This window comes from Streptosporangium sp. CA-135522 (assembly GCF_050949235.1).
Taxonomy (GTDB): domain Bacteria; phylum Actinomycetota; class Actinomycetes; order Streptosporangiales; family Streptosporangiaceae; genus Streptosporangium.
The window spans coordinates 3,497,866-3,523,201 of the sequence record NZ_CP192026.1; the positions used below are offsets into that span (position 1 = coordinate 3,497,866).

Annotated in this window: 17 protein-coding genes; 6 read left to right on the forward strand and 11 right to left on the reverse strand. The window is 70.4% G+C overall.

What is annotated here, in order from left to right; all coding sequences use genetic code 11:
- Positions 1–628 precede the first annotated feature (628 nt).
- A complete protein-coding gene (locus tag ACQPYK_RS16535) occupies positions 629–2,698 on the reverse strand; it encodes an ATP-binding protein (protein ID WP_433256144.1) in 2,070 nt (689 codons plus the stop codon).
- Positions 2,699–2,836: 138 nt separating this feature from the next.
- Between ACQPYK_RS16535 and ACQPYK_RS16540 the strand changes: the two genes are divergently transcribed.
- Entirely contained in the window at positions 2,837–3,556 is a 720-nt protein-coding gene (locus tag ACQPYK_RS16540; protein WP_433256146.1) for a DUF4386 domain-containing protein, read from the forward strand.
- Between the two features lie 181 nt (positions 3,557–3,737).
- Here ACQPYK_RS16540 and ACQPYK_RS16545 read toward each other — a convergent pair whose 3' ends face one another.
- Positions 3,738–4,715 (reverse strand): LuxR C-terminal-related transcriptional regulator, encoded by a 978-nt coding sequence (locus ACQPYK_RS16545; RefSeq protein ID WP_433256148.1) that lies wholly within the window; start codon positions 4,713–4,715, stop codon positions 3,738–3,740.
- A gap of 126 nt (positions 4,716–4,841) precedes the next feature.
- Between ACQPYK_RS16545 and ACQPYK_RS16550 the strand changes: the two genes are divergently transcribed.
- From ACQPYK_RS16550 to ACQPYK_RS16560, 3 genes are all read left to right on the forward strand, one after another.
- On the forward strand, positions 4,842–6,443 hold the full coding sequence (locus ACQPYK_RS16550; RefSeq protein ID WP_433256150.1) for a peptide ABC transporter substrate-binding protein: 1,602 nt from the start codon (positions 4,842–4,844) through the stop codon (positions 6,441–6,443).
- A gap of 64 nt (positions 6,444–6,507) precedes the next feature.
- Positions 6,508–7,431, forward strand: a complete 924-nt coding sequence (locus ACQPYK_RS16555; protein ID WP_433256152.1) for an ABC transporter permease — start codon at positions 6,508–6,510, stop codon at positions 7,429–7,431.
- Positions 7,424–8,314, forward strand: a complete 891-nt coding sequence (locus ACQPYK_RS16560; protein WP_433256153.1) for an ABC transporter permease — start codon at positions 7,424–7,426, stop codon at positions 8,312–8,314. Before ACQPYK_RS16555 ends, ACQPYK_RS16560 begins: the two co-directional genes overlap by 8 nt.
- Here the strand turns inward: ACQPYK_RS16560 and ACQPYK_RS16565 are convergent.
- On the reverse strand, positions 8,256–10,082 hold the full coding sequence (locus ACQPYK_RS16565; RefSeq protein ID WP_433256154.1) for a DUF2264 domain-containing protein: 1,827 nt from the start codon (positions 10,080–10,082) through the stop codon (positions 8,256–8,258). The genes ACQPYK_RS16560 and ACQPYK_RS16565 overlap by 59 nt on opposite strands.
- Before the next feature lie 459 nt (positions 10,083–10,541).
- On the opposite strand from ACQPYK_RS16565, the gene ACQPYK_RS16570 reads away from it, so the two are divergent.
- On the forward strand, positions 10,542–11,294 hold the full coding sequence (locus ACQPYK_RS16570) for an aldehyde dehydrogenase family protein (protein WP_433256156.1): 753 nt from the start codon (positions 10,542–10,544) through the stop codon (positions 11,292–11,294).
- A 35-nt stretch (positions 11,295–11,329) separates the two neighbouring features.
- Here ACQPYK_RS16570 and ACQPYK_RS16575 read toward each other — a convergent pair whose 3' ends face one another.
- From ACQPYK_RS16575 to ACQPYK_RS16590, 4 genes are all read right to left on the reverse strand, one after another.
- On the reverse strand, positions 11,330–13,366 hold the full coding sequence (locus tag ACQPYK_RS16575; RefSeq protein ID WP_433256157.1) for a beta-galactosidase: 2,037 nt from the start codon (positions 13,364–13,366) through the stop codon (positions 11,330–11,332).
- 43 nt (positions 13,367–13,409) lie between these two features.
- The gene (locus ACQPYK_RS16580; protein WP_433256158.1) at positions 13,410–14,267 is read right to left on the reverse strand and encodes a carbohydrate ABC transporter permease; all 858 of its coding nucleotides are present in this window, start codon (positions 14,265–14,267) and stop codon (positions 13,410–13,412) included.
- Positions 14,264–15,112 carry a carbohydrate ABC transporter permease gene (locus ACQPYK_RS16585; RefSeq protein ID WP_433256159.1) on the reverse strand — a complete coding sequence of 283 codons (849 nt, stop codon included), beginning with the start codon at positions 15,110–15,112 and terminating at the stop codon, positions 14,264–14,266. The genes ACQPYK_RS16580 and ACQPYK_RS16585 overlap by 4 nt, the downstream gene beginning before the upstream one ends.
- Positions 15,113–15,250: 138 nt before the next feature.
- Positions 15,251–16,468 carry a sugar ABC transporter substrate-binding protein gene (locus ACQPYK_RS16590; protein WP_433256161.1) on the reverse strand — a complete coding sequence of 406 codons (1,218 nt, stop codon included), beginning with the start codon at positions 16,466–16,468 and terminating at the stop codon, positions 15,251–15,253.
- A 190-nt stretch (positions 16,469–16,658) separates the two neighbouring features.
- Between ACQPYK_RS16590 and ACQPYK_RS16595 the strand changes: the two genes are divergently transcribed.
- Positions 16,659–17,846, forward strand: coding sequence for an ROK family protein (locus ACQPYK_RS16595; RefSeq protein ID WP_433256163.1), 1,188 nt, complete (start codon positions 16,659–16,661; stop codon positions 17,844–17,846).
- 282 nt (positions 17,847–18,128) lie between these two features.
- On the opposite strand, the gene ACQPYK_RS16600 is transcribed toward ACQPYK_RS16595, so the two are convergent.
- The 4 genes from ACQPYK_RS16600 to ACQPYK_RS16615 form a co-directional block, all read right to left on the reverse strand.
- Positions 18,129–21,494 carry a trypsin-like peptidase domain-containing protein gene (locus ACQPYK_RS16600; protein WP_433256165.1) on the reverse strand — a complete coding sequence of 1,122 codons (3,366 nt, stop codon included), beginning with the start codon at positions 21,492–21,494 and terminating at the stop codon, positions 18,129–18,131.
- Complete coding sequence (locus ACQPYK_RS16605; protein ID WP_433256167.1) at positions 21,491–21,817, reverse strand: CU044_2847 family protein; 327 nt, start codon at positions 21,815–21,817, stop codon at positions 21,491–21,493. The genes ACQPYK_RS16600 and ACQPYK_RS16605 overlap by 4 nt, the downstream gene beginning before the upstream one ends.
- Positions 21,818–21,974: 157 nt before the next feature.
- Complete coding sequence (locus ACQPYK_RS16610) at positions 21,975–23,240, reverse strand: M20/M25/M40 family metallo-hydrolase (protein WP_433256169.1); 1,266 nt, start codon at positions 23,238–23,240, stop codon at positions 21,975–21,977.
- Between the two features lie 27 nt (positions 23,241–23,267).
- A complete protein-coding gene (locus ACQPYK_RS16615; protein ID WP_433256171.1) occupies positions 23,268–25,334 on the reverse strand; it encodes a prolyl oligopeptidase family serine peptidase in 2,067 nt (688 codons plus the stop codon).
- Positions 25,335–25,336: the final 2 nt, after the last annotated feature.

The window sequence follows — 25,336 nt, forward strand, 5'->3', positions numbered from 1 at the left end:
CGCGTCAGGCCGAGCGAGTCCTACGAGAACGTCACGCATGTATATGAGGGCGGCGCGGTCGTCGATGTGGCGCACGGATGCCGGCGTCGGATCTGAATCGCGCCCGACGCTGGCAGCGATCTTGTCGACGGCTTCGGTGACGAGAGTCCCGGCGGCCAGGGCGCCGAAGTCGTTAGCCGTCTCAAGATACCTGAGCATGTGGGCCGCCTCGGCGGTCCGGTCGATCGCGGCCATCATGTTGATGAATTCGATGCAGATGACGCTGGCGGCGATCACGTTGTCGGTCTCGACCAGTTCGTCGATGTGGGACCGGAGGAGCCGAAAGGCTCGCAGCCGGTCGCCTCGCCGGAACGCGGATCGGGCTTCGGTGGCCTTGTTGGCCGACAGCGTGCCCGTGGGGAGGTCGACACGGGCCGCCTCGTCGAAATACCGTTCGGCCTCGTCGTGCCGGCGCTGGAACGAGGCGGAGTAGCCGAGGGTTTGCAGCGCCCAGTGCAGGAGGGTCGGCGGACCGTGGATCCGATACCGATCCGCCAGGGCCGAGACCGACGTATCGACCTGCTCGAAACGCCCGATGCCCAGCAGCGGCCCCGCCGACGTCATTTCGAGGAACGCCGCCAGATACTGCTCATCCTGGCGGCGTAGATCGGCCACGGCGTCCGGCAGGTACCGCCGCAGGGCCTCGCCGTCGCCGGATGCGTACGCTTGCGCATAGCGGCTCAGCGGCCGGCCCGGTTCGCCGCACCGGTCCGCCACGTGGCGGTAGCCCGCCGGGTTGGCGTTCTGGGTGTGGCGCTCGGCGATCCAGACGAGCCAGAAGGCACGCACATCCTGGCTTTCCTGGTCCTCCGCCGGCGTCGTGGCCAGGATGTGCTCGGCCCAGACGCCGATCTCCTGCCGCCCCCCGCAGGGGGAGTTCCGTAACGACCGGCCGGACCAGCGCGTCGGCCAGCCGCGGGTCTGCGGCCGCACACGCCCACGTGACGGCCGCACGCAGATTCGCCCAGAGGTCGCCGAGGCGAGCGACGCCCTCGATCTCGCTCGGGCCCGTGAGCAGGCGGTGAATGTGGGTGACTTCGCGCAGACACCAACGCGCGTGGCGCCCGGCGGCCAGGTCGGTATGCCCATGCTCACGCAGGTGCTCGGCGGCGAACTGGCGCATGGTCTCCAGCAGCCGGAAACGCCGGCCGAACGGGCCGAAGGCGACGGTGACCATCGACCGCTCGACCAGGTCGCCCAGAAGGTCGTCGACGTCCTGCTCGTCGGCGACGGCTTCCGCCGCGCTGAGGTCGAACGGTGCGTTGAAGACGGACAGGCGTTGGAACAGTGTTCGCTCGGCGGGCGTGAGCAGGTCGTAGGACCATTGGACGGCCGCCCGCAGCGTGCGATGCCGTGCGGCGCCGGTCCGGCGGCCACCGGTCACCCGGAGACGATCGTCGAGCCGGGCGACGAGGTCGACCGGCCGGTGGCTTATCGTCCGGGCGGCGGCCAACTCGACGGCCAGCGGTATGCCATCGAGTCGCCGGCAGATCTCCTCGACGTAGCGATGATGCGCACGCGCATCGTAGGTCCGATCGGCGGCGAGCGCACGGGCATGGAACAGCTCGGCGCCGGCGGCCGGATCCAGCGGTCCCACGACCAGCACCTGTTCGCCTGTGACGGCGAGACGTTCCCGTGCGGTGGCCAGCACGCGCACCTGCGAGCAGCCCGCCACGATGGCCTGTACGAGCTCGGCCGCGCCGTCGATGACGTGTTCGCAGTTGTCGATGAGCAACAATGCCGGACGCGACCGCAGGACCGCGACGATCGATTGGGTCAGGGTGTGTCCCGGACGCTGCGCGACTCCCAACACGTCGGCGACCGCGCGGGGCACGTCGGCCGACGATGCGATCTCCGCCAGCTCGATCAGCCACCCGTCCCATCCGTGACCGGCTGCCGCCGTGCGGGCCGCCGCCAGCGCGAGCTGGGTCTTGCCGATCCCTCCCGGTCCCACCAAGGTCACGACTGAGGACCGCGCGAGCGCGTCGGAGGCGGCCCGCAGGTCCCCGTCGCGGCCGATGAGGCGGCCCACGCGAAGGGGTAGGTGGCCCCGCCGGATCCCGGTCAGCCGTATCGGTGCGTACTCGCCCGCGCCGATCTGGACGATGCGCTGGTCGCCCGGAGCGCCGTCCAGGCAGAACCACCCGAGATCGTGCAGGTCGCTCCGGTCCAGAAGGCCGGCCGTCGCCCCCGAAGCCAGGGTCTGTCCACCATGGCCGGCGGCGGCGATACGCGCGGCCATATCCACCGCGGCACCGACGTACCCCGTGGCCACTTCCTCGGACTCTCCGGAGTGCAGGCCGATCCGCACGCCTGGCTCGGCGCCGTCCGGCCGGCGTTCGCCGGCAGCCGCCCGCTGCAGCCGTGCCGCCCACGCGGCGGCGTCATCGGCTCGGTGGAAGGCCACCCCGACCGACTCGTCGTCGGTGGCGAAGACGTGGCCACCGTGCCGGTCCGCCGCCGCCCGGACGAGCTGGTCCAGGCGGGCCATCGGCGCGGCCGCCGCCCGATGCGTCGCCCAGCCGGACGCCGAGTGGGCGACCTGCGCGATGCCGAAGGTCACCGTCCCGCTCGGACGGCGTGGCGGCGCCTGCTCCGGTGCGGCACGTCCGCGCAGCCGCTCGTCGTGGCCGAGGATCCGCGACTCGAGCTCGCGCAACGCCCACCGGTCTCGGCGACCATGGGCGCGGCGGCCACGACAGGCCGACGGCTCCATGACCTGTCGGCGTCCCGGACGGCGGACCGGCCGAGAGCCCGATCGTGGTGGGAAGAAACATCGGACTGACGGAGCGAAGGTATGCACAGGCAGACAACGGCACGGATGGCGGGTTTCCTTTTCCTCACCGCGACGGCCGCGGGAGTGCTCAGCGTGGCCCTTCTCGGGCCGCTCGATACCCTGCACTCACCCCGATCCATCGCCGACAACGCGCACAGAACATCGACCGGCGCCCTCATGGTGCTGGTCATGACCATCGCGATCGCGATGATCCCACCGACGCTGTTCCCGGTTCTCAAGAAACACGGCGAGGCACTCGCGCTCGGCTACGTCGCCGCCAGGATCATCGAGGTCGTCCTCCTGCTTCCCGCCGCCGTCGGTCCCCTCATGATGGTGGCGATGAGCACCACCCGATCGGCCGCCGGCACACCTGACGACGCGGCGCGCCTGGATACCGTCCGGATGTTGACACAGACATACGACCTGTGGGGCCACGCCAGCAGCCTGGCCTTCTGCCTCAGCGCCCTGCTCCTCAACCACCTGCTGTACCGGTCAAGGCTCGTGCCCCGATGGATGGCCGGTTGGGCGCTCGTCGCGGTGGTACCGTACCTGGCCGATGCCTTCCTCGTGATGTTCGGCCTGCTCGCCCCGTCCTCGGCGTTCCACGCCGTCCTTGACTTCCCACTGGCGCTGAACGAGATGGTGTTAGCGGTTTGGCTGCTGGTGAAAGGATTCAGGGCACCGTCGTCGGCGCTCACCGCTCATGCCACGGCCAGGCGGAGTGGGATCGACCACGCATGACGGCGAATCCCCCGGCGCGCGGCCACCTGCCGGTGGAGCGGTTCGGACCTCGTCCCCGAAACGTGCAGGCCGATCGACGGAATCGGAGTCGAAGATCGTTGAATGGGTCCGGCTCAGGCCGCCGAACGGGGCCGGCCGGAGCCGTCATGGCCGCGGAGAGGCAGGGGCCCGGCTCCGGGCGTCAGACGAACAGCCGGCACAGGCCCTCGGCGAGCGCCTTGGTGGTGAGCCGGGTCCGGCTCTCGCAGCCGAGCTTGGCGAAGATGTGCTCCAGGTGGGTGGTGACCGTGCGGACGCTCAGCACCAGGGCCGCCGCGATCTGCGGGTTGGAGTCGCCCAGCGCGACCCGGGTGACCACCTCGATCTCCCGTCCGGTCAGCTCGTACGGCAGCGCGCACGGGCGTTCGGCGATCACCGCGCCCTGGATGGCCCCGTGCGGCCCGACGCCGGCGCGCAGGAGCCGCACCTCCCGCCACTGTCCGGTCCCGTCGAGCCAGAGCCCGCGCCGGTTGAGCTCTCGGGAGTCGATGAACTCCCTGGCCAGCTCGGCCATGGCCGGCTCGGCGGCGACGGCCTCCGAGGCAGGGGCGCCCGTGACGTCTCTACGGGTGCCGCCGCGGTCGAAGGCCGCCGCGTGGAAACCGGCCGGCAGGCCGACGGGGTCGATCACGCAGCGGCTCAGGTCGGTGACGTGCGCCAGGGTGGGCGAGACGGCGCTGATCAGCGTGCTGGTCTCGGCGGAGAAGGCCTCGGGGTCACGGGCGTTCAGGTGGAGCAGGCCGGTGTAGCGGCCCTCGGACAGGAACAGGGGGGTGGTCAGCCCGGCCCGCCAGCCGTACGGCTCCAGATGGCGCCGGAAGTAGCGCTCGGTGCCCGGGGCGCCCATGACCAGCGGCACCCGGGAGTCCATGGCGCGGCGGTAGGAGTCGAGACGGACGTATTCCTCGGCGGCGTCGCCGTCCACCCGCGCGTAGCCGTCGGAGACCAGGCTGCGGTGCCGCCCCGTCGCCGGGTCGTAGGCGACGAACTCGTAGGCCTCCAGCGGGATGACCTCGCGCAGGGCGCGCATCGCACCGGACGCGCCACTGCGCCCGGCGACCTGGAAACCCACCTCGGTGAACGCGTGGAGGTGGCGCGGGCTCAGGGTGATCTGGTCCATGGTCTCCTCCGTGCACAGCGTGCCCCAAGTCACCGGCGGTAGGGAATACGTAAATTATCCGATGTATCGACTTGGGACCGTCTTTACCCTCTCCCGCAATACCCCCTGGGAGGAACAGTGACGGTCTTGACGAGGACACGAGGCTCTGCCGTCCTCCTGGCGACGATGCTCGCCGTGAGCGCGTGCGGCGGATCGCCGGCTCCGAGCGCCGGAGGGCAGGGCGCCAAGGAGTTCTCCGTCGGCCTGACGGAGCCGGACCACCTGACTCCCGGCAACACCTCCAGCAGCTACTCGATCACCGTGCTGCAGGCGTTGTTCGACCTGCCGGTGTTCATCGACGCCAAGGGGCAGCCGCAGATGCGGGCCGCGGAGTCGGTGACCAGCGAGGACCAGAAGATCTGGACGATCAAGCTCAAGCCCGGGCAGAAGTTCCACAACGGCGAGCCGGTGACAGCCGAGAGCTTCGCCGACGCGTGGAACGCCGCCGCCTACGGTCCCAACGCGTGGACCAACAACTACTACTTCGAGAACATCGAGGGCTACGACAAGCTGAACCCCGAGGCTCCCGAGGGCTCGGACGTGGCGCCCAAGCCGGCGACCGACAAGCTGAGCGGTCTGAAGGTGGTGGACGCCACCACCCTCCAGGTGACGCTGACCGCGCCGTTCAGCCAGTTCCCGATCACCCTGGCCTACACCGGGTTCGCCCCGATGCCCAAGGCCGCCTTCGCCGATCTCAAGGCCTACGACGCCAAGCCGATCGGCAACGGCCCCTTCGCCCTGGACGGCGAGTGGGTGCACAACCGGCAGATCAAGGTCAAGCGGTTCGACGGCTACGCCGGGCCCCGGCCCGCCAAGTCCGCCTCGGTCAACTTCAAGATCTACGAAAGCCGTGACACCGCCTACGTGGACCTGCGGGCCGGCAAGGTGGACCTGATCCAGACCATCCCGCCGGCGAGCGCGGGGGAGGCCAAGCGGCTGCTCTCCGACCGGTTCGTGGCCACGCCCAGCGGAACCATGGACTATCTCGGCTTCCCGGTCTTCGACAAGCGCTTCCAGAACGCCGACCTGCGCAAGGCCGTCTCGATGGCCATCGACCGGCAGGCGATCGTGGACGCGGTCTTCAACGGCACCTTCAAGCCGATGGGCTCGCTGGTGGCGCCGCTGGTGCCGGGCTACCGGGAGAACGCCTGCGGCGAGGCGTGCGTCTTCGACAAGGCGAAGGCCAAGGCGCTGTTCGACAAGGCCGGCGGCTTCAGCGGCACGATGAACCTCTACTTCTCCAACGCCGACCCGAGCTACGAGCAGTGGATGACCGCGGTGGCCAACCAGCTCAAGGACAACCTCGGGATCGCCGACATCCAGTTCCGCAAGATCCCGGCGGCCGACTACCTGTCCACGCTCCGCGCGCACAAGCAGGACGGGCCGTACCGCAACAACTGGGTGATGGACTACCCGAGCCCGCAGAACTACCTGCAGCCGATGTGGGGCGAGGGCAACCGGATGGGCTGGGAGAGCAAGGAGTTCAACGACCTGCTCACCCAGGCCAACTCCGCCGCCAGCATGGAGGCCAGTATCCCGCTCTACCAGAAGGCCGAGGACATCGCGCTCGGCGAGATGCCGATGGTCCCGCTGTGGAACTGGCAGGACCAGGCCGGATACTCCAGCAGGATCAGCGGGGTCCAGATCGACGCCTACAGCCCCAACCTCGACACGATCACGGTGAAGTAGTGGTCCACGAGGCACCCGTGACCCCGGAGCGCGCCGCTCCGGGGTCTCCCCGTGAGGCGGGGACGTGAGATACGCGATCCACCGGCTGCTGCAGGCCGTCCCGGTCTTCTTCGTCACCACGTTCCTGATCTACGCGATGGTCTTCGCCCTGCCAGGCGACCCGATCGTGGCCCTGGCCGGGGACAAGCCCCTGCCGGACGAGGTGCTCCACACGCTCAGGGAGCGCTACCACCTCAACGATCCCCTGATCGTCCAGTACGGCCTCTACATGCTCAACGCCGCCCAGGGAAACCTGGGGGAGACCTTCAACGGGCAGCAGGTCAGCGAGCTGCTCCAGGGGCGGTGGGCGGTGACCGCCCAGCTCGCCGTCACCGCCTGGATCTTCGAGCTCGTGGTCGGCATCGGCCTCGGCGTGATCGCGGGCCTGCGCCGCGGCGGCATCGCCGACACGGCGGTGCTGGCCGGGACCACCTTCATCATCGCGGTCCCGGTCTTCGTCATCGGCTACACCGCGCAGATCATGCTGGGCCTGAACTTCGGGCTGTTGCCGACCGCCGGCGTGGACGAGGGATGGCCGGTCAGCTACCTGCTGCCCGGCATGGTCCTCGGCTCGTTCGGCCTGGCCTACGTGGCGCGGCTGACCCGCACCAGCCTCATCGAGAACATGCGGGCCGACTACGTCCGCACCGCACGCGCCAAGGGGCTGCGCCGAAGGCGGGTGATCGGCAGGCACGCGCTGCGCAACTCGCTGATCCCGGTGGTCACCTTCCTCGGCGTGGACTTCGGCAACCTGATGGCCGGCGCGGTCGTCACCGAGGGCATCTTCAACCTGCCGGGCATCGGCCAGCAGGTCTTCCAGTCCATCCAGCTTCAGGAGGGTCCCGTCGTCGTCGGCATCGTCACCCTGCTTGTGATGATCTTCATCCTGGTCAACCTGCTCGTCGACCTGCTGTACGGCGTGCTCGACCCGAGGATCCGCCGTGGTTGAGATCCAGGTCGCGGAGGCCGGCACCGTCCAGACCCGGGCCGGCTCCCTGTGGTACGACGCCTGGCTGGAACTGCGCCGCCGGGTGATCTTCTGGTTCTCGGCGGTCATCCTCGTGGTCGCCACCGCGATGGCCCTGTTCCCCGGCCTGTTCACCCGCTTCGGCCCCAACCAGGGCTGCAACCTCCGGATGACGAAGAAGGGGCCCGGCACCGGCGCCGTGTTCGGATACGACCTGCAGGGCTGCGAGTACTGGTCGCAGATCGTGCACGGCACCCGGGCCTCCGTCCTGATCGGCATCGCGGTGACGGTCTTCGCGCTGCTGATCTCGATCCTGCTCGGCCTGCTCGCCGGCTACTACGGCGGTTGGCTGGACGCGTTCATCTCCCGCCTCACGGACGTGTTCTTCGGCATCCCGTTCGTGCTGGGCGCGACCGTGATCCTGGTCGCCTTCCCCGACCACGGCGTCTGGGCGATGACCCTGGTGCTGGTCGTGCTGGGCTGGACCACGATGACCCGTCTCATGCGCGCCCAGGTGATCGCGGTCCGTGACATGGACTTCGTGCTCGCCGCCAGGATGCTCGGCGCGAGTGACGGCCGGATCATGTTCAAGCACATCCTGCCCAACGCGATCGCCCCGGTCTTCGTGGTGGCCATGCTCAACGTGGGCAACGTCATCGCCGGCGAGGCCACCCTCGACTACCTGGGCGTCGGTCTGCAGTATCCGGACGTCTCCTGGGGCCTGCAGCTCAACATCGCCCAGACCTTCTTCGCCGAGCACCCCCACCTGCTCGTCTTCCCGTCGTTGTTCCTCACCGCGACGGTGCTCAGCTTCCTGCTGCTGGGCGACGTCGTCCGCGACGCGCTGGATCCCAAGCTGCGCTGAGCCCAGGGAGCCTAGGGAGATCGGGGAGCCCGGGGACGAGGTCCGATACGGCCTCCCAGCCGGGAGGCTCGGGCCACCGCGCGTCCGGCGGGGCCTGCCCGAGCCCCAGCACGGCGCATGCCAGCCAGTGCTCACCCGCCTCGTGCTCCCCGGTCAGCGTGGGGATCACCGTTCGCGGCGCGAGGACGTTGGTGCCGGGCAGGGCGTGCACCAGCCGCCCGGCCCGCGCCCCGCCGAGATCCTCTATCACGCACAGTCCGGCGGGGGAGTCGACGCGGGCGTGGCCCGCCCCGGCCTCGGAGCGGCGCGCGGGCGTGTCGCGGTTCACCGCGAACGCGCCCTCGGCGGAGAGGAGCCCGCGCTCGGACCGCAGGCGATGCACCCGTATGTGCCACGGGGCGCGAGCGATCAGCCAGGTCTCGACCTCCACGTCGGGCCATGGCGCCCACCGGGTGTGGAGGAGGTCGCGGTGTGCCGGGCACTCCTGCGGCACCTCGCACGGCCGCCAGTGCGTCCCGTCCTCGCTCAGCGCCAGCGTGCTGTCGAACGCGCCCTGCTCAAGCCCCCAGGAGCCGCCGGGCACGCTGAACCCGAAGAAGGTGGAGTAGGCGAACTTGGCGTATTTCGCCGCGCCGTGCCGTACCCACGTGTGGTGTTGCCGTGCGCTCAGCATGACCACCTGCCGGCCCTCCTCGCACCGCATCAGCGCGACGCCCGCCTCCGGCTGGGCACTGACCGGCGGCAGGTCCGGCGCGGCCTCCTCCGGCGCCGTCCAGAACGGGTGCTCGGCCGGCACCGCCAGCGGCAGAAAGGCCTTCAGCGCCCAGTAGGGGGAGCCGGGGGCGTTGTACTGCTCGGTGAGCGCGGGCTGGGCGTAGGCGTACCCCAGGGTGAGCAGACCGGCGCGGTCGCGGATCGGCCGCGCCAGCCACCAGCGCAGGTGCCGCATCAGATGGCCCTTCACCGTCCCCCAGGGCAGGGCTTCGACGTCGGCGAAGGCGAGCGCGCCCCAGAACGCCCCCTGCGCGAAGCGGTAGGTCATGCTCCGGCCGAAGGGCACGGCCGACCCGTCCGAGGCGAACCAGTGCTGGAAGTCCAGGCTGAAGGCCGCCGCGCGCTCGCGGAAGCGCTGGGCGCGGCCGGGGTCGCGGTCCCCGGCGAGGGCGGCGTAGATCAGGCCGTAGAAGTGCATCGCGAAGGGGACGTAGTAGTCGCGCTGGGCGGTGGGCCCGTCGCTGTACCAGCCCGCGCCCAGGGCGAAGGACTCCAGCCGCTCCAGGTGGGCGAGGCCGGCGGCGGGGTCGAACCGGACGCCGACGCGGTCGAGGCCGAGTCCCACCATGACGGGGAAGAAACGCCAGTTGTTGTCGGCGGGTTCGACGGTGGTCGCGTGCAGCAGCCACGCCGCGAGGTTGTCGCGCTCCCGGCCGCTCAGCGGGTCCCATACGGCCTCGGGCGCGACGGCGAGCGCCAAGCCGATCGCGGCGGTCTCCACCAGCCGCTGGTCGACGTCGGTCACCGCCCCCCAGAACTCCTCGTTTCGGAGGTCGGTGCCCGCCGCCAGTCCCCGGCGCCACAGCTCCCAGTGCTCGAACCCTCCCCCGCCGGCGGCCAGCGGGCCCAGCCCCCACAGCGGCCGGGCGAACGCCTCGAGCTCGGCGGCCGCGTCGGGGTAGTGGGCGGCGTTGTCCCCCAGCCGCAGGCGTGCGCGGCCGGGGCTGAGAAGGGGGATCAGCGGGTCGGTCAGCTCGCGCACGAGCCGGCCCATGCTCTCGCGGTCGCGCGGGACGGCCGGTCCGGTCTCGCGTCCGGCGGCCGGGCTCCCCGCTGGTCGAATCCGCGCCGCCGCTGATGTGGCTGATCGTTCCAATGCCGCCGAACCCCATGTTCCGTGGTGGGTGCCGAGTCCGCCGCGTGGGCCGTCTGCTTTCGGCGGTCCCGTCGATCGGGTCGCGTGCGGACGGGACGCCGGGGAGAGGGAAGGGTGCCCCACCGGTTGAGAGTGGCCTCTCATCAGATCTTTGTCAATGCTTAAATTTATATCTTGACGAAAGCTGTCCTGTGGCCGGCCCACCGCCCTGGGGTCCCATCGACCGGCTGGGCTTCGGCCGCCGTTCACCAGGGCGGGAGGGGTGGGCGCCGGACGGCCTGCCCGATCGTCCGCCCACATCGTTTTCACCGTGTTTCAACACTTATTTTTGTACAAGAACAAACATATGATGCCGCGATGACACTCTCTATCGGAGACGGCAAGCTCTACATCGACGGGACGTTCTGCGCCTCCGAGTCGGGTCACGAGGCCGCCGTGTACGAGAAGGCCACCGGCGAGCGGATCGGCGGCTACGCCCTGGGCGAGGCCGCCGACGTCGAGCTGGCCGCGTCGTGCGCGATGATCGCCTCGCTGGAGTTCCAGGGGCAGACCTGCATCAGCTCCAGCCGGCACATCGTCATGCGCGGGGTCGCCGACCGCTACCTGGCGGCGGTGACCAGGCGGGTGGAGGCGCTGCGGGTGGGCGACCCCGTCCGGGAGGAGGTGGATCTCGATCCCCTGATCAGCGAGGTCCAGCGGGACAGGGTGCACCGGACGATCGTCCAGCCCTCGATCGCCAAGGGCGCCCGGCTGGTCACCGGAGGAACCTACGAAGGCCTCTTCTACCGTCCGACGGTCCTGGCCGACGTGACGCCGGACATGCCCGCGTTCACCGAGGAGATCTTCGGCCCGGTCATCCCGGTGACCGTGGTCGACTCCGAGGAGGAGGTCGTCTCCCTGGTGAACGGCCATCCGATGCTGATGAACTCGGTCTTCAGCGCCGACCTGTTGCGGGGCATGGCCGTCGCCGAGCGACTGCAGGCCGGCGAGGTGCACGTCAACGACGCGCACGCCCGTCACGGCGCGGAGAACCAGATGCCCGGATTCACCAGGCGCCAGTGGATCGGGGTGCAGCGCACGCCTCTCGACCTGCCAGCCTGGACCCGCTGACAAGCTCCGCGACCGGACGGGGGCGGTCCCGGAGGTCAGCCGTCCCCGCGGACCTTCCCGCCGATCCGGGCCAGGTCCGCGGGGCGGTCCGCCCGCACGTCCCGGTCGCCGACGGTGATCGACGCGGGTACGGCGGAGTCGAGGAAACCGTTGAGCCCCTTGACGACGAAGTCGTCCAGCTCGCCCCCGGCCAGCCGCACCACGACCGCCCCGCCCCGCGCGCACGTGGTCTCGACCACGCCGTGCGGGGTCTCCACCCTGACGGGTCCCTCGTTGTCGCTCTGCACGAGAATCGTCAGGTACCGGACGTCGTGGCCGGGGTGGACCCGGACGAACGCGTCCGCGCTGCCGCGCGTCACCCGGACCGCCTCGGCGGCCGGGGCGGCCGGCGTGGCGGCGGCGCGGGCGAGCGCCTCGGCCAGCGCGCCGTACGGGCGCAGGTCCTCGTCGAGGTCGGGCGCGGGACCGTCCAGCATGATCCGCCCGCCGCCCGCGAGGTAGCCGGCCAGCAGGTCCTGGACGTGGCGGTGCATGAACGGCCCGCCGGGAACCGTCAGCGTCTCGTGCGCGGCCAGCCGCTCGAGCGTGGCGCTCTCCAGCTCGACGACGGCGTAGTCACGTCCCGCCGAGCGCATGCGGTCGTGGAAGGCGCGCAGCGAGCGGCCGCATTCGGGGCCGCCGGAGCCGGGTCCGGCCCAGGCGGCGATGCCCGCGTAGGGCAGGTACAGCCCGAAGGCTCCCGCCGTCGCGGGCGCGCACTCCAGGAACTCCGCTCCGTGGAAGGCGAAGAAGTCCGCCAGCGCCTGGATGACGGGGGCCTTCTCGGTGGCGGAGCCGTCGGCGGCGATGGGGGCGCAGTCGGGGTAGGGCGCGGTGTGGGTGGAGTCCATCTCGGGCGCCCAGCCGGAGGTGCCGACTCCGGTGTAGACGTTGAAGCCGGTGGCTCCGGCGGCCAGCGCGAGCAGGGTCTGGTGGTGGCTGGTGGCCGCGTCGGCGTAGGCGCGGTCGTAGAGCAGGGAGAAGCCCCAGTTCTCCTCGAGATTGGGGCCGGGGGCCCGCTTGGCGGCCGTCACGTAACGGGCCTGGGCGTCGGGATCCGTCGAGACCACGCCCATCCAGTTGGTGAACCCGTAGGCGACGTCCCGCCAGGTCTCGGGGCGCACCCGGGCCAGCCAGTCGTCCAGCTCCTCGACCGTCGGCGGGTTCAGGTTGACCACCGTCGGAACCCGGCAGTCCACCGCCGCGGCCCAGCGGTGGTAGACCTCGGCGAGGTACTCGGCGTGGAAGCGCCCCCAGTCGGCGTAGGTCTGCATCTCCTGCGGCAGGGTGGTCGCGCTCCAGGAGCGGGGCGGCTCGATCTCGTCCCATTCCCGGTGCGCCGTCGCGTGGGTGCGGTTGTACTCCTCGACCGAGCCGTACCACGCCGACAGGCGCTCGCGGAAGAACGCCAGCGCTGAAGGGCTGTAGTCGTATGCCGACAGCGACCGCGAGCCGTTGGTGTAGATGCCCTCGTTGGCGATCTGCATCATGATCACCGGGCCGTCCGGGTGGGTCGTGGCGTCCAGCACGTCCTTGCCGACCGCCGACAGCCACTGGGTCGCCTTGGCCAGGAACACCGGCCCCAGCGGGGCGGGCAGCACCTTGCCGGGTGGCACGGGCGAGTCCATCCAACGCGAGGGCTCGCCCGCCGCGTCGAGCAGCGGCTCGATCTGCGCGTCGGCCGAGGGGCAGATCCAGTCGGGCAGGCCGCCGTAGGTCGTCTCGGCGTGGATGAACGGCCCGGGCTTGGCGATCACCTTCAGCCCCAGCTCGTGGCACAGGTTGATGAAACCGACGACGTCCCTGGACGGGTGGCCGCTGCCGGTGAAGTCGGGCGCCGTCGCGGGGTCGGGCTGGTGGTGCCGCCACGGGATGTAGCTGCTGATCACCTCGATGCCCAACTCGTCGCGCATCGCCCGCAGCCGGTCGGCCCAGACACCGGGCTCATCCCGGTAATAGGGGTAGTCGGCGCTGACAAGCACCCGGGACTCGCCGTCGATGACGGTGATCCCGTCGCGGACCTCGATGGTCACGCTCACACTTCCGTTCGTCAGGTACGGCTCACGCCGTAGTGGGTCAACTCTTGAGGCCGGTGAAGGCGATGCCCTGCATGATGCGGCGCTGGAAGATCAGCAGGACGACGATCACGGGGACGACCGCGAGGGCGGCGCCCGCCATGATGTAGTAGGCGCGTCCGGATTCGCTGCTGGCCAGCTGCTGCAGGGCGAGGGGCAGCGTGTAGAGGTCGGGGTCGTTGAGGACCACGAGCGGCCAGACCAGGTCGTTCCAGTGAAAGATGAAGCTGGTGATCGTGACGACCGACAGCACCGGCGTGGACAGCGGCAGGATGATCCGCCAGAAGATCTGCATCCGTCCGGCGCCGTCGATGCGCGCCGCCTCCTCCAGCTCTCCCGGCAGCGACAGGAAGAACTGCCGCAGCAGGAAGATGTCCAGGACCGAGGCCACGTTGGGCACGATCAGGCCCCACCCCGAGTCGAACATGCCCAGCTGCTGGGTGACGTGGATGCGCGGCACCAGCAGGGTGATGGTGGGCACCATCATGCCTGCCAGCAGCAGGACGAACAGCTTGTCCCGCCCGGGGAAGGGGATGCGGGCGAAGGCGTAGGCGGCCAGCGCGTCGATCAGGAGCTTGGCCGGCACCAGGATCAGGCAGACCCAGACGCTGTTGAGGAAGGCCTGGCCGAGGCCGCCGACCTTCAGGACGTGCTCGTAGTTCTCCAGCGTCGGCGACCAGGCGCCGGTCTTGCGGTCCAGCGGCAGCAGGCTGGGCACCTTGGTGTAGACGTCCGAGCCGTGCTTGAAGGAGGTGGCCAGCATCCAGATGAACGGGACGACCGAGACCGCCGCCAGCAGCACCAGGGCGACGTAGATCGACGCGCGCCCCGCCCTCCCCGATTTCCCCGAGGTCCTCACGACGCCTCCTGCTTGACGAACTTGAACTGCAGCGCAGTGATGATCATGATGAAGAGGAACAGGATGAACGACATCGCGCAGGCCGCGCCCATCGCGTCGTAGCGGAAGGCGAACAGGTACAGGTGCAGGACGTAGGTCAGCCCCGACTGCTCGGGGCCGCCGGTGACGCTCTTGTTGCCGCCGCCCGAGAAGATCACGTAAACCAGGCCGAACACCTGCAGGGCCGCGATCACGCCGGTGACCAGCAGGTAGAAGGTGGTGGGCCGCAGCATCGGGAAGACGACCTTCCAGAACCGCTGGAGCGGCCCGGCGCCGTCGATGGTCGCCGCCTCGCGGATCGAGTCGGGGATGCCCTTCAGCCCCGCCAGATAGATGATCATTGAGATCCCGCACTGCCAGGCGGCGATGAACGCCAGGGCCGGGATGACCAGCTCGGGGGTGTTGAGCCAGTTCTGCCCGGGGATTCCGAACAGCCCCAGGAAGCCGTTGACCAGCCCGTACTGCGGGTCGTAGAGCCAGCGCCAGATGGCGCCGACGGCCGCCTCCGCGGTGACCACCGGCAGGAACAGCAACAGCCGGAACAGGTTGGAGCCCCGGCGGATCGCGTTGATCAGCAGTGCCTGGGCCAGCGCGCTGCCCAGCGTCAGTGGCACCGCGATCAGCGTGTACTGGAGGGTGACCCGCACCGACTTCCAGAAGTGGGGGTATTTGACGTCGTCGAAGAGCAGGTCGGTGTAGTTGGCCGGCCCCACCCAGTTCGCCGGTGAGCGCAGGTCCCAGTCGGTGAAGCTGTAGTACAGCGCCGACAGTGCCGGATAGAGCAGGAAGATGATGAAGTACGCCATCGCGGGGGCGATCAGGAGCCACCCGATGACGTGGTCGCGCCCCCCGAGGCCCGGGAGGCGTCGCCGCCGCCCAGGCTCAGGTGTGGCGGTGGGCCTGTCGGCCGGCGCCGGAGATGCCACGTCCGCCTCGCCTTCGCGTCAGCCGGTCCAGCCGAGCAGGGCGCGGGTCTTGTCCGCCGCGTCGCTCAGGGCCTGCTGAGAGGTGACCTTGCCGCTCAGTGCCGCCTCGATGGCGGGAGCGATGATCTCGTCGTTGATCTGGATCCACTGCGGCAGGGCCGGACGCGCCTGGGCGACCTTGAGCTGCTCCAGGAACGCGGCCTGGTCGGGCCCGAAGCTCGCGGCGTCCCGCTCGGCGGCCGCGATGTTGGTCGGGAAGCCGCCGAGGGCCTGGGCCAGCTTGGTGTTGTTGTCGGCGTTGGTGAGGTACTGGATCCACTTCCAGGCGATGTCGGCGTTCTTGCCCTTGGCGAAGACCACGGAGTTCTCGCCGCCGATGTTGCCGGACGGCTGCGTCTTGTACGGCAGCGGCGCGGTGCTGAACTGCAGGTCGGGGAACTGGTCCTTGATGTTGGCGACATCCCAGGGGCCGGAGATCATCATGCCGGCCAGGCCGTTCTCGAACGCCTTGTCCGAGTCGGTGATCGACCTGGGAGAGGAGGGGAGCAGGTCCGCCCACAGCTGCAGCGCCTCGACCCCGGGTTGCTGGTCGAAGAGGATCTTCTTGTTCTTCTCGTCCACGAGGGAGCCGCCCGCGCCGCCGAGGACGCCCGGCCACATCCAGGCGCCGTAGCCGTCTCCCTTGGGCACCACCATGCCGGCGGTCTTCGGGTCGTCCGCGTGGATCTTCGCGGTGATCTGCTTGAGCTCGTCCCAGGTCTTGGGCGGGGTCGGCACCAGCTTCTTGTTGTAGAAGAGGGCGACCGCGGTCTGGTCCACCGGCAGGCCGTAGAGCTTGTCGTCGACCCGGTTGGTGTTCAGCGCCCCGGCGTAGAGCGACTTCTCGTCGACCGTGCCCGCGGGCACTTCCTTGATCGTGCCGTCCAGCGCGTAACGGGCCACGAGCGGTTGGTCGAGGATGCCGGCGTCCGGAACGGTCCCGCTGGCGATGGCGCTGCCGAGCTTGGTGTTGTAGTCGTCCTTGGGGATCTTGACGATCTTCACCGTGACGCCGTTGGCCTTCTCGAAGTCACCGCGGATCTTTTCGACGACCTCGCCGGCCTGCGGGGTGCGGTCCTGGAACATCCAGTAGGTCAGCGCCTTGGTGTCCGAGGCCTGCTCAGAGCCGCTGCCGCACGCGGCGAGCCCGATGAGCATCGCCACGCCGGCCGCGGTCCCTGTGACTCTCCTGATCATTTCCAACTCCTCATAAGGGGTTGAACGGACGATAATGTAAGCTGTGAAAAAAGTTCAGCCCTCTGAGGAAACGTTTTGGTAACGCACCCGCGATGACCGTGAGATCAGCGATGTCGCGACGGGCCTTCGAACTTCGAGGTATGCGCTTTCGGACTTTGAACTAACATGTGTCACGAAGTGGGGGACGATCATGGTGAGGCCTGAACGCAGGACGGTCCGGGATGTCCGCAAGGGCAACCAGTCCATGCTGCTGCGGACGCTGTACTTCGAGGGTCCGGCGAGCCGTAACGAGCTGACCAGGCTCACCGGCCTCAGCGCCGCGACGGTCAGCAGCATGACCGGCGACCTGCTCGCCGACAACGTCGTCGTCGAGGCGGGCCACGTCGAGTCCGACGGCGGCCGGCCCCGCATGATCCTGCGCGTCAACCCCGTCTACGGCTACGCCATCGGCGTCGACGTGGCCGACACGCACGTGCGCGTCGAGCTGTTCGACCTGGAGATGAACGAGAAGGCCAGGGTCGAGTACGCGCTCCGTCCCGCCAGGCACGACATCGAGCTGGTGGTGCGGCACATCCTCGCGGGCATCGATGTCGTGCTCGCCGACGCCGAGGTGTCCGCCGGACAGGTGCTGGGCGTGGGGGTCGGCGTTCCCGGCATCGTGGAGCACGACGGCGACGTGCGCGTCCACGCCAAGACCTTCGGCTGGGACGGCGTCCCCCTGGGGGCCCTCATGCGGGCCGGCACCTCGTTGCCGGTGTTCGTCGACAACGGCGCCAAGGCGATGGGCCAGGCGGAGCTGTGGTTCGGCGCGGGACACGGGGCCGGTGACGCGGTGATCGTGCTCATCGGGTCGGGGGTCGGCGCCACCGTCGTCACCGACGGGACGACCTTCCGCGGCGTGAGCAACAGCGCGGGCGAGCTGGGACACACCAAGATCGTTGTGAACGGCCGGAGCTGCCGGTGCGGCGGGCGCGGCTGCCTGGAGGCCTACGTCGGAGCCGAGGCCATCCTCGACCGCGCCGGGGTTCCCACGCAGACCACCGACTGGCAGGTCGAGCTGGGCCGCCTGCTCGAATCCGGCTCGCCGGTGATCGAGGAGACCGCGACCTACCTGGGGGTCGGCCTGTCCAACCTGATCAACCTGATCAACCCCGAGCGGATCATCATCGGCGGCTGGGCCGGTCTCCTGCTCGGCCGTCACCTGCTCGCCGACATCCGCGCCGCCTCGGCGGCCAACTCCCTGGCCCAGCCGTACGCGGCCACCTCCATCGTGCTGGGCCGGCTCGGCCCCGACGCCGTGGCGCTGGGCGCCGCCACCCTCGTCCTCGAAAGGTTCCTCAACGCCCACTCCGCCGCGAAGACTCCCCTCGCCCGCTGACCTGGCGGGCCGGGGCGAATCCGCCGATCGCCGTTTATCGCCGCCGAGCGGGGTAAGGCGTAGGCCCGACCATCGCCGAGCAAAGGGGGCTCCAGATGAGCAGCCAGAATTTCTGGACCCGCCGTACGGGCGCGCCCCCCGGACATGTTCTCCGGGGATGCGCCGCCGTGCGGGAGTCCGCGGGGCGGTATGGCCGGCTGGGAGTGGAGGGCTGGGAGTAAGGTCCTTCGGCCGCCCGGCCGTGGCGTGCCGCCGGACACGGCTCCGCGCGAGCCGAGGTGGTCACCCGGACCCCGCCGCGCCCGCCGGCAGGGAGGCGAGACGCTTGCGAAGCGTGCGGTACAGGAGCGTGATCCTGCATCGCCATCGCAGGCGAAGAGGCATCGCGGAGTCCAGGGAGAGTTCTCGTAGGACGGCTTCGCCCGCCTCCCCGTCGTAGTCGATGAGCATCTCGGCGGCTAAGAGCCGCCATTCGCCGCCGAGCCCGCCGTCGGCCGCCAGCCTGGTCAGCCCCGCCGCCGCCTCGCCGGTGGAGTCCAGCCAGATGTGGCAGAAGACCCGGTGGAAACCCGGCGCCCGGGAGTCCCCGGACAGCGTCTCCACGACCCGGGCGCCGTCGGCCGGCGACTGCCGCAGCAGGACGGCACAGGCGAGAGAGCGGTGCAGGCCGCTGTCCGATCCGTTCGCCACGGTCTCGGCCAGCAGGGAATCGGCTCTGGCGGAGTCCATCTTCCGGATGAGCCTGAGCCTGTCGAAGCGCACGGTGATCGCCACCGACGGATCGAGGACGAAGGCGCTGAGCGCGTCCAACGGTATGGCGGCGTTCTCGTGCAGAAGTCGTGCGATGTAGGCCGATCTTTGTGCCGGATCGACGTTCGGGTCGGCGATGAGGGGGGAGAGCGCCGCGACTCCTCGCTCGCTTGCGAGCTCCAGCAGGCGGTCCGCCGCCGACTGACGGTCGTCCTCCCGCATCGAGGGGTCCGCCACGAGCCCGGAGAAGGCGTCGATGCCCGCCTGGTGGTCCGCCTCGACGAGGTTCTCGGCGCACTGGAGGCGGTCGTTGCTGTCCATCGTGGGGTCCGCGCAGAGCTCCCGGCTCAACGGGGTGCCCAGCCGTGGATCCTTGTCCAGGACGAACTCGGCCATGGCCGCCCGATAGTAGCTTTCCTGCGAGTCGTCGGCCGCCAGCCGGCTCAGCAGCGCGAGATCCTCGCCGGGGGCGATGTTCAGCAGGTCCGTCATGTAGGCGCCGACATCGGGGACGTGGAAGCCGCCGACCCTGGGGTCGGCGGCCAGCCGGGTCAGCAGGCGCAGGCCGTTCTGCTGGTCGATGAGGCTGAGAGAGATCGCGGCCAGGACGCAGTCGTCCTCGTAGTCCCAGAAACGCTCCCGGAGAACCGCCGGGAGCGCCACCGAGCGTCTTTCGATGATCTCCGTTAGCCGGTCCTTCGCCGTCTGGACCATGTCCTCGGGCAGGTGGACGCCGTCACGGACGAGCGCGGCGACGAGCCGGGCGTGCACCAACCGGCGCCACATGAGCAGTCGCGGGACGGGACGGGTCAGGTCGACGCCACCCTGCTGGAGCAGTGCGGCCACGAAGAGATCGAGTGACTGCTGCCTGCCCGCTCCGACGGCGATCCTCCATCTGTCCCGGAACCCGAACCTCCCGCTTCGCCAGGCGGACCATCTGGCCGCCAGATATTCGGCGATCGTGTGGTGGACGAACTCGAACCCGCCGCCCTTTTCCAGAATGAGGCCGCTCTGACGCAGGGACTCGGCCACGAAGTCACGCCAGATCTCCTCCGGCAGGTTCGCCGGGCGGATCGCGCTCGTGGCCGCCCGGGCGTGTTCGAGGACGTCTCCGGACGTGTCCACCGCGCTGAAGATCCGTACGGCCAGGGTCTCCAGGTGGGTGCCCAGATCACCTTGCAGCGACTCGACCGCCCGCACCGCGTCCGTGCCGTAGGGCGCGGCGCGCCGCTTGAGCAGGTCCATGGCGTTGACATGCGTGAACGACTTGTCCAGCAGGACACCCACGAACCTCTCATACAGCTCCGCCCGGGAGTGGGGGAGCTGCCGCCCCGGCTCGTGGGCGAAGACCACGCAGATCATGGTGGAGATGAGCGGGGTCCGGGCGAGCTGACCGAGATGCTTCTGGAAGAGCTGCTCGACGAACTCCTCGATGAGGGAATCGACCTCCCGCAGCCCCAGGGCGGTGAACCAGCGCTCGGCGAGCACCGGCAGCTGCTCCTCCGAGAAAGGCTGGATGTCGAAGATCGGGATTTTCTTGCGCAGCTCGTCCAGTTCGGCATGGGGCAGGGGGCGGCTGGTGATCAGGAACCGGTAGCGCTCGTCCGGCCACCAGCGCACCACGGCGCGCAGCACCCTGGCCCTGGCCGCGGGGTCCAGGATCTCGTCGACGCCGTCGAGGAGGATGAGCCAGGGCGTTCCGGACGCGGCCTCCCGCGTCAGGTCCTCGGCGAGATGCGCGTCCTCCAGTCGGGACCCCAGGTCGGCCTGGACTCCGGCGGCGACCGCCTGGGGAAGGGGGAGATCGCCGGCGAGGGCGTGGGCGCGCACGAGCACGGGCACGTATTCCCCGCTCCCCGTCTCCAGCCACCTGTCGGCGGCCGTCTGCAGGAAATGCTTGAGCAGGCTGGACTTGCCGGCCCCCGGCCCCCCGACGATCAATCCGCCGTGGTGGCGCTCCAGGATGTCGTCCGCGTCGAAACGCTGCAGGAACTGGTATCCCTCGGCGGGCGCCGTCCCCCGATGCTGCTGATGGGCGGGCCGCCGGCCCTGCGCCGTTCCCGAGATCTCCGGGGCGGCCGGTCCCTGCGGGGACTCGCTCTGCCGGGCGGCCTGCTGGTGCACATAGACGGCGTCCAGGCGGGGAGCGCCGGGCAGGGCGGTGGCGTAGGGGTGCTGGCGCGACTCCTCGCGCGCGACCTTGAGATAGGCGCGCAGCCGCGGGCCGAGCCGCCGCCAGCCGCCCGCGTGGAGCCGCGCGTCGTCGAGCAGCGACAGCCACCCGGTGTCGGCGTCCTGCGCCAGTTCCTCCCGGCAGACCCGGTTGATCACCTCCGCGGGGATCAGCCGCGCCCCGGGCGGGCCGCCGGCCGGGCTGTCGGCGAGACGGAGCACGCCGCACACCCCTCCGGTCCGCCAGTTCAGCACCGGTGCTCCGCTGAACCCCTCCACCGCGCGTCCGTGCGTGATCCGAAGCAGCCGGGCACCGTCCTCGCGCAGGGACGGCCCGTCATAGCGGAAGCTGACGGAGTCGCCCGGGCGATAAGGCCCCTGGGGAAAGCCGAACGTCCACAACTCGTCGCCCGGCAGGACCGACGCGGACAGGGCCGCCGACAGTTCGTTGGGAGGCGGGGTCACCCGCAGCAGCGCCAGATCGGGCCCGTCCGGCGCGGGGAGCCAGCAGGCGCCGAGCACCTCGAGCAGGAGCTCGCGCCCCTCCCACCTGCCCAGGAGGTGGGAGGGTGGGGCCTGGCCACGGGCCGCCACGACATGAGCGCAGGTCAGGACCTGCCCGGGGCCCACGAAGAAACCGGAGCCGACGCTGTCGCCGTTCGTCGTCTCCAGCGAAACGCAGACGGATCGGAAGGCGGCTTCGAGCCGGGCCCGATCCTCGGTCACGACGAGGCGTCCTCCCATTCGAGGGTGACCTTGACCGAAGACGTCGCGCTTCCCTTGCCGAGCACCGCGACCAGGCGCCCGGTCTCGGCCGCGACCTCGCATCCGAACTCGACGCTGAAGCGCGAGGCGCCGCTCTTCTTCAGGGAGTCGGTCAACGTCGTGGAGAAGCGGGTGAGGGCGTCGGTGAACTGCTCCAACGAGGCGCGGCGCCCCGAGATCTCCCGCTCGCCGTCCTGGAACACCGAAGAGGAGACCTCGACGTACATCTCCACGCCGTCACCGAGCGGCAGAGGCACACGGTTGACCGGCTCTGACTCAGACAAGACACGTCCTCCAGGGTTTCGGCGTCGTCGACCTGCGGGGACGCGAGCTCCGACGATCGCCGGCGGTGGGATGGCAGGGGTGCGACCCCGCACGGATCGTAGATCATCCTCCGATCCCGGGAAAGCCCGCCGCGGGAATCGCGCCCCGCCCGTTCCGTCAGGAGGCCAGGAGACGATCCAGGACGCGCACGCCGAACTCCAGGCCCTCGACGGGAACGCGCTCGTCCACGCCGTGGAACATGCCGTAGTAGTCCAGCTCCGGCGTGAGCATCAGGGGCGCGAAGCCGTAGCCCTTGATGCCGAGGTCGGCGAAGGACTTCGCGTCCGTGCCGCCCGACATCACGTACGGCACCGGCCGCGCGGCCGGGTCCTCGGCGACGAGCGCGGCGCACAGCTCCTCGAAGAACGGGGAGTCCAGCGGCGCGGAGGGGGCGTCCTCGATGTTGACGAACTCGCGGGTGACCTTCGGGCCGAGCAGGCGGTCGATCGTCTCCAGGAACTCCTCCCGGTGACCCGGCAGGAAACGGCCGTCCACGTGCGCGGTCGCGGTGCCGGGGACCACGTTGACCTTGTAGCCGGCCTCCAGCATCGTCGGATTCGCCGAGTTGCGGATCTGCGCCTTGAACAGGGCACCGACCTGGCCGAGCCGCTCGGCCTCCTCCTCCAGCCGGTCGTAGTCGATGGTCTCGCCGAGGATGTCCGCCAGACTCGTGATCAGCGCCGCCACCCCGGGCGTCAGCCGTACCGGCCACCGGTAGGAGGCGATCCTGGACAGGGCGTGGCAGAGCTCGGCCACCGCGTTGTCCTTCGGCGGCCGTGAGCCGTGGCCCGCGACGCCGTGGGCGGTCAGCTTCATCCAGGCGGTGCCGCGCTCGCCCACCGCGACGGGGTAGATCCGCGCGTCCGGAGCCTGGACGCTGTAGCCGCCCGACTCGCTGATCGCCTCGGTGCAGCCGTCGAACAGCTCCCTGTGCCGCGTCGCCGCATACCGTGAGCCGTACTCGCCGGTGGCCTCCTCGTCGGCGAGGAAGGCCAGCACGATGTCGCGCCTGGGCCGCACGCCGCGCCGGGCCCAGTCACGGACCAGGGCGAGCGTCATCGACAGCGTGCCCTTCATGTCCACCGCGCCCCGGCCCCAGACGCAGCCGTCGGCGATCTCTCCGGAGAACGGGTGTATCCGCCAGTCGGCGGGCTGGGCCGGGACCACGTCCAGATGGCCGTGGATCAGCAGCGCCTCGGGCGAGTCGCCCGGGATCCTGGCGACCACGCTGGTGCGGTTCCTCGCCGACTCGAAGACGACCGGCTCGATGCCGGCGTCGGACAGCAGCCCGGCGACGTGCTCGGCCGCCGGGCGCTCGCCGGAGCCCGGGTTGGTGGTGTCGAACCTGATCAGATCCGAGCAGATCTGAGCGACCTCATGCATGGATGGAGCTCCCCCGAAAACGATTGATCATGAATGCATACCCCGCAGGACCAGGGGCGGCACCTCGGGCGTCGGGAAACCGAAGATCAGGCCGTAGAAGGCGAGTTCGGCCTCCAGCACGGCGATGATGGTCTCCTCCCGGCGCCAGCCGTGCTGCTCGCCGGGGAAGGTCAGGTAGGCCCACGGCGTGCCCTCGCGCTCCAGCGCCGCGGCGAACCGCTCCGCCTGGACCGGATCGACGATCGCGTCCTCCAGGCCGTGCATGAGCAGCGCGGGGCCGGAGGCGTTCGCGGCGTGCAGGGTGGGGGAGCGGTCCAGATAACGCTGCCGGGTCTGCGGGAGCGGGCCGATCAGACCGTCGAGGTAGCGCGATTCGAAGTCGTGGGTCTCGGCCGCCCATCCCTCCGGATCGGTGATCGCGTAGTGGGCCACGGCGCCGCGGAACACCTTGCTGTGCACCAGCGCGGCCACCGACGTCCAGCCGCCCGCGCTGCCGCCGCGGATCGCGATCTTCGACGGGTGCGCCCGGCCGGCGGCGATCAGGCCGTGCGCCACCGTCTCGCAGTCGCGCACGTCGACCACGCCCCACTGATGGCGCAGCCGCTCACGATAGGCGCGGCCGTAGCCGGTCGAGCCGCCGTAGTTCACGTCGGCCACGCCGATACCCCGGCTGGTGAAATAGGCGATCTCCACATCGAGGACCATCGTGGCGGCGCTCGTCGGCCCGCCGTGCACGAAGATCACGTAAGGGGCGGGGCCGGTGACGCCGCGCGGCGGGTAGAGGTGCGCGTGCACGCCGTCGAAGGTCACCGCCTCCGGGTCGGGCAGCGCCTCGCGGGCCGGCAGGTCCTTCTTCGCCGACAACACCGCGTGCGCCCCGGTCCGCAGGTTCACCGTGACGACCTCGAACGGCGTGTACGGCGAGGCCGCCACGCCCGCCACCAGATCGCCGCCGGCGGAGACCGTGGGATTCCAGTAGGTGGGCGGGGCCTCGACGTCGGCGATCTCGCCGGTGGCCGGGTCCAGCACGCCGAGGCGGCGGCGGTCCGGGGTGCCGTGGACCATGACGATCCTGTCGCCCGCGAGCGCGAACCAGGTGTTGCCGAGCCGCCAGACGGCGTCGCCGCACTCCTCCCGGAGCGGGGCCAGGTTGCGGGTCCCGGAGCCGTCGAGGGGGACCAGGTGCAGGTTCCACCAGCCGTCGGGGTCGGTGAGCGCGTAGAGCGCGCCGTCGTCGCGCCACTCGGCCTGGATCACCGACTCCTCCGGGCCGCCGGCGACGACGCGGTACGGCCCGGCCGAGCCGGCCGCGTCCAGGGGGGCCACGCACAGCTCGGTGCCGTCCCAGGGCATCGCGGGGTGGTCCCAGCCGATCCAGGCGACGTGCGTGCCGTCCGGGGAGAGGCGGGGATTGGTCACGAAGTGCTGGGCGATGGCGATGACCCGCACCGGCCCGCCGTCCAGCGGCACCGCCACCAAGTCGCGGCGGGGGAGGGCGCGGGCATCGGGCCCGATGCCGGATCCGGGCGCGGCGGCCTCCGAAGCGGCGCCTTCCGGGGCGGGTTCCGAAGCGAGGGCTCCCGGCGTGCCGGTGTCCGGAGCGGTGGGATGGATCTCGCGCACGGCCCAGACCTCCCCGCGCCCCGGCGGCAGGTACAGATCACCGTAGCGGGCCCCGTCGTCGGGGGTGAGGGGGACCGGCTGCCCGGTGTCACCGGCGGGAGCCGTCTCATCGGTCGTCTCATCGGTCGTGTCACGGGTCGTCTCGGCGACCGTGTCACGCAGGGCCGGAGCGATGAGCCCGCCGTACCGGTAGATCCGCTGGTCGGCCCAGTTGGTGAACACGACCCCGCCGTCCGGCAGCGGCCGCCAGGACCGCCCGCCGTACTCGATGAGGCGGTTACGGGAGTTCCAGCCCTGCGGGATCGCGTCGCGCGGCATGCCGTCCGGCCCGCGCCGGACCACGCACCTGCGCCCGCCCTCGTGCGGACGAGGCTCGTCCCACCACACCTCCTCACCGAGGATCTCCACCCAGAGCGGACGGTCGTCCACCCTGGCCACGTCGACGGGGCGGATGGGAGAGTCGTTCAGCATTG

Bases quoted from the DNA above. Each gene is read 5' to 3' on its own strand.
- ACQPYK_RS16540 (WP_433256146.1), top strand. From the start codon at position 2,837: ATGCACAGGCAGACAACGGCACGGATGGCGGGTTTCCTTTTCCTCACC.
- ACQPYK_RS16545 (WP_433256148.1), bottom strand. From the start codon at position 4,715: ATGGACCAGATCACCCTGAGCCCGCGCCACCTCCACGCGTTCACCGAG.
- ACQPYK_RS16565 (WP_433256154.1), bottom strand. From the start codon at position 10,082: ATGGGCCGGCTCGTGCGCGAGCTGACCGACCCGCTGATCCCCCTTCTC.
- ACQPYK_RS16570 (WP_433256156.1), top strand. From the start codon at position 10,542: ATGACACTCTCTATCGGAGACGGCAAGCTCTACATCGACGGGACGTTC.
- ACQPYK_RS16585 (WP_433256159.1), bottom strand. From the start codon at position 15,112: ATGGCGTACTTCATCATCTTCCTGCTCTATCCGGCACTGTCGGCGCTG.
- ACQPYK_RS16590 (WP_433256161.1), bottom strand. From the start codon at position 16,468: ATGATCAGGAGAGTCACAGGGACCGCGGCCGGCGTGGCGATGCTCATC.
- ACQPYK_RS16595 (WP_433256163.1), top strand. From the start codon at position 16,659: ATGGTGAGGCCTGAACGCAGGACGGTCCGGGATGTCCGCAAGGGCAAC.
- ACQPYK_RS16610 (WP_433256169.1), bottom strand. From the start codon at position 23,240: ATGCATGAGGTCGCTCAGATCTGCTCGGATCTGATCAGGTTCGACACC.
- ACQPYK_RS16615 (WP_433256171.1), bottom strand. From the start codon at position 25,334: ATGCTGAACGACTCTCCCATCCGCCCCGTCGACGTGGCCAGGGTGGAC.